We start from the raw sequence: 10504 nt of genomic DNA, 5'->3' as shown, positions 1-10504 counted from the left end.
GCGCCGACCACGGCACCACGCGCTCCATCTCGCCCAGGAACTTCTCGCGCCTCGTCTGGCGCTTCTTGCCCGCGTACTCCAGGCTCGCAAAGCTCGTCTGTTTCATGCAACCATCCTCGCTGTCCACGCCTCGTTCGGCCATCGAGATCTGCCCGAATAAATCAGCGGTTCCCTAGAGCTTGAAACCGAGCGAGGCCTGCCGGGTACCCTGGACATTGCCAAGCTTCTAGGTATCAGGCATCCGCCCTATCGGAAGGCCGCAGCCGCGACAAAAGCAGGAGGCATGTCCACGGACTTCCTGGTCACGCTGCGGCACGGCGGGAAAGTGGCAATCCACTGCAAATGGTCCAAGGAGATTGAAGACACTCGCAACATCGAGCTCCGGCTGATCGAGAGGGAGTACTGGCGCCTGCGCGGGATCGAGTTGATCGTCATCACGGAACGTTCGATGCCGCGGCACCTTGAGCAGAACCTGCTGTGGGCCTACTCGGTCATGACATCCGATCCAGAACTGCTAGCGCGTATAGAGATCCCTGCCAGCTGGATGTCTGATCTGGTCGACGCTACATCCACGCGCCGTCGCCGGATGAAGGATGCTCTCACTGAACTGGGTCAACGCTATGCACTGTCTAACGCGCAGCAAGTCGTCTGGTTGAAGATGGGAGTGCTGTTCGGACTGATAGAGGTCGATCATTCGATAGCTCGATTGAGTCTGCTCGAGTGCTGGGACATCAAAATATCAGACGAAACCCGCGTCATCTTGCTGCAGGAGGGCCGTGCATGGCTGACTCCCTGATAGCACCCTACGCGGCACTTCATGTGTCTGTTCCTCTGGAAGGAACCTGTATCAAAAATGGCACCTATGTGGTCGCCTATCTGGCCCGTGAGTTAGACCAAATCTTCCTTCAACCTGTCGTCCTAGAGAACAAGGTCAAGGAGCGACGAGGGAGACTTCGAAGGGATGAGTCCGCAGTGCAGCCTCAGGAGCATTCTCTCCGCGAGCTCAAGGAGCTTGAAGCGCGGGGGCTCATTACCTCAGCCACGGTGAGCGTCCCGGCGCTCCTCACGCGGCCTGCTCGCACCGAATATGCCAAGAACCACTTCAAGATGTGGATGGAAATCCTTTCTTGGCTGACATCGAACGAGCGGTTGTACGAGATGCTCGTGCGGCAACGCTACAGCGAGGTCCTTGAGTCAGCGGCGGCCAGATTCAACATCGACACTACAGCGTTGCGCCGCGGACTCGCGCGCTACTTCTCTTTGGGCGGCGATATTCACGCGGCGTCCATGCCGAAGCATGGCGTCGAGAAGGCTCGCAAGCCGGCCAAGGAAAAACTTGGAAGGCGGCCAAAGAACTGGCTCAACAATCCAGAGAGCCTGGGATCTAACGCGACGGAGCAGGCCAAGGAGGCCGTAGAGGTCTTCATGAAAACGTGTCGCAAGACCAAGAGGTCTGGCCGCGACAAGGAAGACGGATCAAAGAAGTTCAGCTTGGCGGCGATGCATCGGCTCTACCGAGACACCTACGTCTTGGTCCCCACCGGTGTTGACGAGCACGGCAGGCCGATCATCCAGTGCAATCAGCAATACGAACTGACTTATCGACAGTTCGTCTACATCTGGCAGCAGCATGTGTCGGCACTGGAGGCCGCGAAATATGCCGCCGGAGGGCGGCGATGGAAAAAGGATCTGCGTGTATTGACATCACATGCGCGCGCCAAAGATCACTATTCTGGCTCGACGTACTTGATCGATGCCACCGTTGGCGATATTCATTTGGTGTCGGCCATTGATCGAAAAGTGCGAGTCGGCCGGCCAATCATCTACGTGGTCCTGGACGTCTTCTCGTACGCGATTCTTGCGCTGCACGTAAGCCTAGAAGCACCAAGTGCCGACCAGGCGCGCATCGCTCTCTACAAGGCTATGACGCCGAAGGACCTCTGTGTGAAGGAACTCGGCCTTCCTGACGAGGTTATTGATGGTCTTCTGCAGGGCATCCGGTCTGCCCATGTGTTCGCCGACCGAGGAGAATTACTCAGCCAGTCGATTCGCGATCTCGCCACTGACACTGGCACCGTGATGTCTTATGCGGCACCTTATCGAGCAGAGTGGAAAGCGCTCGTTGAAAGGTACTTTGGCATTCTCAATGATCTGGCGCTGCACGACGCGCCCGGCGGAACAACGGGCAGACTGAAAGAGCGCGGCGAGCATGACGCCCGACTTGATGCGTGTCTGACGATTGCCGACTTGACCAGGCTGCTGCTCTGCGTCGTCGCCGAATGGAACTTGACTCACGACTGCTCGCGCTTTGCCCCGCTGTCACTGCATGGGCGAGCGAAACCGTACCCGGCGAGCTTGTATGAAGTGGGGGCAGAGGAGTTGCATGGTTCTCCGTACCGACTCACGCGAGCGGACGCGATTCGTGATTACCTGCCAACGATCAAGGCCAGAGCGACCAGGCAAGGCCTCGTTGTAAATGACCTTCGCTTTACCGCTGATTGGATGGAAAGCAGCAGTTGGTACTACATGCAGCGCTCTCGCAAGCGCGAAGTCGACATCTACCTTGATCCCGACCGCCCGGACACCTGCTATGTACACACGGATGGCAATGAGCTGCGAGAAGCAAAGCTCGTCGACGTCAAGCAGGCATTGTTGGAGGACGCCACGTTGCACGAGTTCATCGAGTACATCGTGGCTACATCACAGCCAGCAGCGAAGGACAGTCGCGACACCGAAGTCGTGGGCCGAGGCCTACGCTTCTACCAACAGAAGGTCATCGAGCATTCGGGCGCAAGGAGTAGTGTGGCCCAAGCGAACGACGACCGATCCGACACTGCAAAGGTAGCCGATATCAAGGTGAGCCGTCGCAATGAAAAGGATCACGACAAGGGTCATCGCCCAGTTGAGAAAGTGACAGCAACGGACACGCCGGGTGTTGCTAACAACGATGAGGTCGACGAAATGGCGGCAATTCTTAAGGCAATCAGCCCATGATGTATCAAACCGAGAACGTAGCAAAACTCCACCGTGGCAATCCATTGATCGAGGCGCTTCCAGCTCCGATCTTGGATCGCATTGAGCTGGCAAAGAGCTTGAGCCGGGGTCCACGGACGACGCTGAAGACCTTGATGGAGGATCCGCCAAAACTGCGCGTTCACAACTTGGTGGCGCTCAAAACTTTGTTTCTGGCCAAGCCGGAATGCCTTGATATCGCCGAAGCCATGGACTTGGCGTTGCGCGAGTTCTACGTGCCCAAGAATCTGATGAGCCCGGAAGGGCAGGCTTATCGGTACGGCCTCGCGGCCAACGGCGGCAGCGAGCCTCAAGAGTTCGCAGACACCGAATTGGGATGCATGTTTGTTGTGGGTGAGTCAGGGATGGGGAAGACCACCACGATACGAATTGCGCTGCAGCGATATCCGCAGGTGATCCGTCACAGTGCCTACATGGAGATTGAGCTGCCAATCACTCAGGTTGTGTGGCTAAGCGTCGAAGCACCGACTGGGGGCTCGACCGTCACGCTCCAGCACAGCATTCTTGAGGCTCTCGACAAGGCGCTGGGTCTCACCGGAACGAAATACGCACACGCGCCCAAGAGCACGAAGTCGCTGGAACGAGACAAGCTGACGAGCCTCGTTGTTCAACTGTTGCGGACCTATGCGGTTGGTTTGATTCACATCGACGATGTTCAAAGCTTCTGCGGATCCACGGCCGGCAAACAAGCTCTGAGGCGGTTCCTGGTCAGGCTCACAAATCTTGTACAGGTCCCGATCATTTTGGCTGGGACACCTGAGTCTCTAGATTTTTTCGCTGGCAGCTTTGAAGTGGCGCGCCGGGCCTGCAGCCTGGGTGCATTTGAGCTTGAGCGACCAAAGGGGCCAGAGGACCCCATCTTCGACGCTCTCGTCAAGTACTTGTTCACGTTCCATCTCGTCGAAACACCTCTCACCGTCGATGCTCACACTCTCCGAGTTCTCTACGAGCTTTCCAAGGGTGTGACTTCAGTGTTGCGGACGTTGCACGTGGAGGCGCAGAAGATCGCGCTGAGGGCCGCGAAAGCTGGACCTGCCAAGCTCGAGTTGCGTCACTACAAGGAAGCGCACGAGTTGCTACTGACCCTCCACGGCCAGCTGGATGAACTCGATGGCACGGCGACCAAGCTTGGCTCGAAGAGACGAAAATGACCGATCCGTCGATTCCCACTTTCGGCAGTTCACAGCATCTAGATGATGAGTGGGTCTACGGCCAGCTTTGCAGGCAGTTCACTCTCTCCGGTGAGGGTTCACCGCACCGCTTCTTGAAGCGCTACTTTGGCGAGTGCAGCTCATCGCTTGAAGCGCAGATGAGAGTTGTCATCGAATCAGAGTGCTTTGGGTCGCGGAAGATGGTCGCAGAGACAGCAACGTTCCAGAGCTACTTCCAACACTTCGTCCACGAAGAAGGCGTGCGTTGGCGCACTGCGACTCCCGACTTGTATACCGTGGGACGTTGCTACAACGAGAAGGGCACCGTAGCGCGTGGACGTCCAGCCGTCGACGGACTACGAGACTGCGCAGTGTGCACGAAGGAGCAGTTCACAACGCAAGGAATCATTACCTGGACGCGTGCTCACAACTTACCCGGTGTGCGGGCCTGTTGGCGCCACGCGACTAAATTGAGGGCGCGATTCGACTTCGATCAGTTGCCGCTGCCAGATCCCACCAGCACTCAGACTTCCGAGGCAGCGACGGAGATAGAGCTTTGGTTTGCAAACGTATCTCGGGAAACCTTGCATGACGACTCAGGAAGCCGGCGCTATGCGCGCGTCCTGCGAGGAAGCGTCGAGTCGTATCGATGGACAGCGCAGCTCATCGCGAAGGGCATCGTTGCGTCCTACCCGCCAGCCATTTTGTTCCCCATGGATCTAACACCCAGGAGCTTGACCGCTGGCTACCGATCGATGCTCTCGAAGAATAGATCCATCGGTGACACGAGACTGCTGATCCTATTGGGGCATTGCGAGGATCGAACATCACAGCTCATTAACGGCGAACGCTTCAGTGAGGCCTCTTGGGGCGCTTGGCGCAAGGCCGCCCTTGCAGAAGGTGCCACGCCGCCTCGTCTTGATGCCTGGGTGGAGGCGGATCGTCTGGAGCCCTTTCAGCCATCGCTGACTTAGCGTACGGCTCCCGATCTGGATTCCGCGAGCTTTAGCGAGCTGTCCTCGAGCGTTGAGCAGTCGATACTTGCTTGACCCATTGATGATGGCAGGAGGGCGGTAAGGCTACCGCGGCTGCTACGATCGATCCATGGCTGAACGGACGCTGACGTTGGAGGAGATTGAAATCGCGGTGAAGCGACGTGCGGAGTTCTTGGCCGCGCTTCCACGTTCCTCAATCGAAGCAGAAGAGAAGCTGCCCCAAGCCGTGCGGGCGGCGAAAGCATCTGCGCGCAGCAAGCTATGGCGGATTTATCGTGTTGCCGACGAGCTTTCCAAGGCGCGCGAGCCATTCGTTGCGTGCGAGAAGGGCTGTGCATCGTGCTGCCACATGAACGTCACCATCACCAAGGCGGAGGCGGACCGTCTTGAACGAGCCGCAGGCCGACGGGCGGCAGCTGTCGATCGATCGGTGCACCACGATCAGGGCAAGTTCGTTGGCATTCCGTGTCCCTTCTTGGATGCTCAAGGTGCATGCACTGTCTATGAGGATCGACCGCTCTCGTGTCGCAAGCACGGTTCGTTCTTTGAAAGCGCTGCGGCCTGCCACCCCTCCGTCATGAACGAAGTTGAAGTCCCGATGGTTGGATTCAGCGGGTTGGATGAGGCTCTGTTTGAAGTTTCCAGCGTGCCGGGCGCGCCGGTTCTCGCAGACATCAGGGACTTTTTCCCCGTCGGGGCCTAACCAAGAGGATCTGCATGCCAGCAAGGGGCTCGACCATTTGCTGGCTACATTGATGATGCGTACCTCGGTGGGTCTCGTGCCTTTGGTCGCTCTTCTGCCGTAGCGGGTGGCGTTCGCTCAATGGGGAACAACGTGGAACCAGAAATGCTAAGAGAGGTCGCCACGCATATCGCAAGCTACTTCCGGGACTTCATCGAAACGGATTTCAAGCGAGTGCAGGCGCCAAGCCGGCGAGTCGTACTGCAGAACGAGTCTGGGTTTCGCTGCGGCATGCGCCTCAAGCCCTATGACAGACTTGATCGGGAGATCTGGACTCTTCTACAACAACCAAGTGGCGAGCCGATGGAGCTGCGCTTGAGCCCCAGGAAGTACACCCGAGCGCTTTCTCCCATCGTCCGGACAGTGATTGTGGAACAGCTCGCAGCACTGGAGCCGCAAGACCTGGAGACGGTTAAGGCCGAGCTTGCGGCGGAGATCGATCGAAGCTATGCCAAAGCCGTGAGTGATCCGGAGGAATGGGTAGAGGCAACCGTCGACGTGTTGTGTGAGCAGATCGCAGCCAAGGTCGTCCGACCACTGATTGCCAAGTTGGACGGCCCGCTGCAGCGGCAGGCCTACAGTGTCATCGATTCGCTGTATGCGGCAGAGACCGATATGGTTTCGGGAGTTGCTGCGGAGCTGGCCAGCAAGCTCCCAGAGATTCTCGCAAGGCACTTGGCCAAACGAGACGACGCCGACGTCCGAGCGGCGCTGGACACATTCCTCACCATGGAACACGCGAGAGACGCGCTCGGGCGCTTCTTCGCAAACTTTGTGGCCGCCGACGCGTATAGCGAGTTCCGGGATGTCGAGACGTTCGCCGCTATCAGCGAGGGTGTTGTCCTCTACCTGTACATAGGCTCATGCCGATTCCGGGGGGCGACCTATCCGCTCTTCTTCTTGCCGGTGCAGGCGGAAAAACTTCAGGATGCCAGCGGCTACGAGCTGACGGTCATCAACCAGCTCTTCGCCAACCGCGCAGCAATCGACTTCGTGCTACAGGAACTGGCGGCGACGAGGACACGCGGGTGGACCAGCCCCATCACCGAGCGCATCAACTATCTTCAGCCCCAGCAGTCGATCTTTGAAGAGGCTCGACGACTCTTCGATCTTGTGGCGAACGCGATGGACTTGGCTGGACAGATTCACCTCGGTCCCACTGCGGTGGACGCCTCCAACACCGAGGTGGTTCTAGGCAGCAGTGTCTACTTGTGTGCGTTTGAGAAAGGCGCTGAGTCGCTCGTCAACGACTACGAGGCTTTGATCAACATGGCGCGCCAGGGCGGCGGCGCCGTGGTGGACTTGTTCGAGAAACTCGTGCAAGGAGCTCTCCAGGAGAATCCCAAGAGCATCCGCTCGGCAGTTGAGGAGCAGTGGGACGGGCTATCGCTGGTCGATCGAATGGTGTTCGACTCCCCCATCCCATTGAACGAGGAGCAGCGCAAGATTCTCATGGCCGTGCGTCACCCAGAAGGACGCATCATCGTGGTCGAGGGGCCGCCTGGAACTGGCAAGTCGCACACGATCACCGCTATCGCGGCGGATTGCGCGTTCAATCAACGCTCCTGTCTTGTCCTCTCGGACAAGACGGAGGCGCTGGAGGTGGTTCAGAACAAGCTGTCGCAGGCGATGAGTCGCGTTCGACACGATCCAAATTTCCCCAATCCGCTGTTGCGTCTGGGCCGGCAGAACGCGAACTTCAAGAAGCTGGTCGGCAATCAGACGGTCAACCAAGTCGCCGCGTATGCGAAGGCCAATGCAGTCAACGCGCCGGAGCTCGAGCTTGAGCGTCTAAGCACAGCGGACGGGATGAAGATCGCAATCGAGAAGACCGTCAAGTCCCTTGGTGCCATCGAGTTGAGGCAAGTACAACAGCTGCATGGTGCCGAGGCCAAGATGCTGCGAGACGCGCCGGCGGCGCTGGCGGCCATCCATGCGCTGGTACCCGAAGATGCCTTGGTGCGGCGATTGGGCGCCGTAGCGGCGGCGATGGATCAGGTCGTTCGCTACTTCGACGGCTTGACGCAGGACGCCCGCAGGAATGCTCAGTGGCTGAAAGCGCGAACCAAGCGAGACAACGTCCTGTGGGAATTCGCTCAGCAGCACAGCCAGAAGGTTGCCGCCATGGGCCTCTACGAGAAGCTCGACGCGGACGAGCTTCGACAGATCGCCGCAGCAGTCGTCGAGTACCGGCAGTTGCGGATGCCTGTTCTGGGCTACCTGTTGCGAGGATCGGCCGTCAGGACACTCGAATCTCGCCTGAACATGCTGCCAGCTCGGCGGCCCATCCTTTTGAAGGCGGAAGCCGCGGCATTGGAACTGCTGGTCCAAGGTGGCATGGACCTTCGTCTGCGCCTGGAGCAAGTGGGGTTGCAGGCTGAGTTGCAGGGCGCGTGGCAGCAACTGATCATCCAGACTCCGGACGGCCAGGCCGCGCAGATGTTGCTTGGCATTCTTGAAGCACTGGCAGCGCACGAGGACATCTTGACGGATGCCATTGCCGCCACCTCGGAGCACTTCCGCTTGGTGGTCGGCTACCTTGGCGATTGGGTCAAGGTGCGGCAATCTTTTCGCGAAGCACCCGAATTCGACTACGTCGGGACGAAGACAAAAATGGAGCGTTTGAACACGTCGCGGATGAATGCCCACGTGGATTCGCGACTGATGAACTTCATGGAGAACTATCGGGCAGATGCCAAGACGCTGGCCCAGCTGATCTCTCAACGGCAGAAGTTCCCAGAGGAGAAGTTCGACGCCGTTCGATCCTCATTCCCCGTGATGATCGCAGGCATCCGTGAGTTTGGTGAGTACATGCCGCTGGTGCCGGAACTCTTCGATGTAGTGGTCATCGACGAAGCAAGCCAGGTATCGGTAGCGCAGGCCTTGCCTGCGCTGCTGCGAGCCAAGAAGATCGTGGTCCTCGGGGACAGCAAGCAGTTCGCCAACGTCAAGTCATCAAACGCCAGCATCGCCACCAACGAGAAGTACCGCTCCAACTTGACCAGCTTCTTCGAGAAGACTGTTCAACGTGATGCGGCCACACTGCAGCGGCTGGCCATGTTCGACGTGAAGAAGTCGATTCTCGAATTCTGCAGTCTGGCGTCGTCGTACACGATCATGCTGCGCAAGCACTTCCGATCCTACCCGGAGCTCATTTCCTACTCCTCGCGCAACTTCTACGACGGCCACCTTCAGGCCATCAAGATTCGCGGCGTGCCGATTGACGAGGTCATCCGGTTTGATCTCGTGGACACGACGGACAAGCCTGTCAGCCGCACGACCAACTCGGCCGAGGCTGCGTTCATCGCGGACCGGCTGGCTGAATTGCTCGAGGAGGATGATCCGCCGACTGTGGGCGTCATCACACCCTTCCGTGAGCAACATACGATGCTCACGAAGACGCTCTTCGCGCACCCGAAAGCGCGGGAGTTCGAGGACAGGCTTCGACTCAAGGTAATGACGTTCGACTCCTGTCAGGGTGAGGAGCGATCGATCATCTTCTACTCGATGGTGGCCACCGTGGGCTGCGACGCATTGAACTACGTGTTTCCGCCCTCGCTTGAAGGTGCGGCGGACGCGGTCGAGGAGAAGCTTAAAGTTCAGCGCTTGAACGTGGGCTTCAGTCGTGCGCAGGACGCGATCTGGATCGTTCATTCGATGCCGATAGGCATGTACCGAGGAGCGATCGGAGGTGCCTTGAACCACTACCTGGGCATGCGGGAGACCAAGCTCGGGTCTGCAGAACAAACCGATCCGGCAAGCCCAATGGAAGCCAAACTCCTGCAATGGTTGCAGGCCACAAGGTTCATCCAGGCGCAGCCCGAGGATGTCGAGATCCTGCCGCAGTTCCCCTTGGGCGAGTATCTCAAGCAGCTCGATCCGACCTACCAGCATCCGTCCTATCGGGTTGACTTTCTCCTAACTTGCCAGACCCCGAAGGGGGCGGTGCAGATCGTAGTGGAGTACGACGGCTTCGAGCATCACTTTCAACCCGGCACGCAGGTGCACGTCGGCAACCATGAGCGCTACCTCCGAGAAGGCGACGTTGAGCGCCAGCTGACACTCGAGTCGTATGGCTACCGCTTCATTCGCGTGAACCGCTTCAATCTCGGAAACGATCCGGTCGCGACGCTGGACGAACGCCTAGCTCGCATCGTCGAGGTCGCAACGGGAGAGCAACACTCACAATTCGTCGAGCGTCTTCGACAACAGGCGCAGGGCATCGTAACGGGCGATATGCGTCAGTGCTCCCGGTGCAAAACGATCCGCACGCGTGAGGCTTACTTTGATCGCTCATTGAGCCAGGGGGCAGGCGGATACGGCCGGGTATGCATGGACTGCAAGCGCGGGCAATCGGCCAAGAGGGATGAGCAACAGGCGACTTCCACCTGGCGCCGACGCAGGACATGGTGACCTTGCCCTCGGATCTCGCATCCCATAGCCGAGGGCATTACGCGGCTCGCTTTTCCTGGGCAGCGAGCCAAGCCCGTTCGAATTGCATTGGACTGACGTAGCCGAGCGTCGAGTGAAGCCGGCGGTGGTTGTAGAACGCCAGCCAGTCGATGACCTCGTCCTTGGCGGCC

Annotated in this window: 7 protein-coding genes and 1 pseudogene; 6 read left to right on the top strand and 2 right to left on the bottom strand. The window is 58.6% G+C overall.

Features of this window, described 5'->3' with window-relative positions:
- Positions 1-106 (bottom strand): annotated as a pseudogene (locus AC1D01_RS09615) (IS5/IS1182 family transposase); the annotation flags it as partial.
- A 54-nt stretch (positions 107-160) separates the two neighbouring features.
- On the opposite strand from AC1D01_RS09615, the gene AC1D01_RS09610 reads away from it, so the two are divergent.
- From AC1D01_RS09610 to AC1D01_RS09585, 6 genes are all read left to right on the top strand, one after another.
- Positions 161-796, top strand: a complete 636-nt coding sequence (locus AC1D01_RS09610) for a TnsA endonuclease N-terminal domain-containing protein (RefSeq protein ID WP_477865821.1) — start codon at positions 161-163, stop codon at positions 794-796.
- Positions 781-2994: a TnsB C-terminal domain-containing protein gene (locus AC1D01_RS09605; RefSeq protein WP_477865819.1), complete on the top strand. Its 2214-nt coding sequence runs from the start codon at positions 781-783 to the stop codon at positions 2992-2994. Before AC1D01_RS09610 ends, AC1D01_RS09605 begins: the two co-directional genes overlap by 16 nt.
- Positions 2991-4184 (top strand): AAA family ATPase, encoded by a 1194-nt coding sequence (locus tag AC1D01_RS09600; RefSeq protein ID WP_477865818.1) that lies wholly within the window; start codon positions 2991-2993, stop codon positions 4182-4184. Before AC1D01_RS09605 ends, AC1D01_RS09600 begins: the two co-directional genes overlap by 4 nt.
- The gene (locus AC1D01_RS09595) at positions 4181-5158 is read left to right on the top strand and encodes a TniQ family protein (protein ID WP_477865817.1); all 978 of its coding nucleotides are present in this window, start codon (positions 4181-4183) and stop codon (positions 5156-5158) included. Before AC1D01_RS09600 ends, AC1D01_RS09595 begins: the two co-directional genes overlap by 4 nt.
- A 130-nt stretch (positions 5159-5288) precedes the next feature.
- Positions 5289-5882 carry a YkgJ family cysteine cluster protein gene (locus AC1D01_RS09590; RefSeq protein ID WP_477865816.1) on the top strand — a complete coding sequence of 198 codons (594 nt, stop codon included), beginning with the start codon at positions 5289-5291 and terminating at the stop codon, positions 5880-5882.
- Positions 5883-6026: 144 nt separating this feature from the next.
- The gene (locus AC1D01_RS09585) at positions 6027-10334 is read left to right on the top strand and encodes an AAA domain-containing protein (protein ID WP_477865815.1); all 4308 of its coding nucleotides are present in this window, start codon (positions 6027-6029) and stop codon (positions 10332-10334) included.
- A gap of 37 nt (positions 10335-10371) precedes the next feature.
- Here AC1D01_RS09585 and AC1D01_RS09580 read toward each other — a convergent pair.
- Positions 10372-10504: IS3 family transposase (locus AC1D01_RS09580; RefSeq protein ID WP_477865820.1), on the bottom strand; the 133-nt coding region annotated here is incomplete at its 5' end.

The organism is Rhizobacter sp. P3_B12 (genome assembly GCF_056402895.1).
Note: the sequence above shows the minus strand (reverse complement) of the source record. Positions and strands in the feature narration are given on the sequence as shown.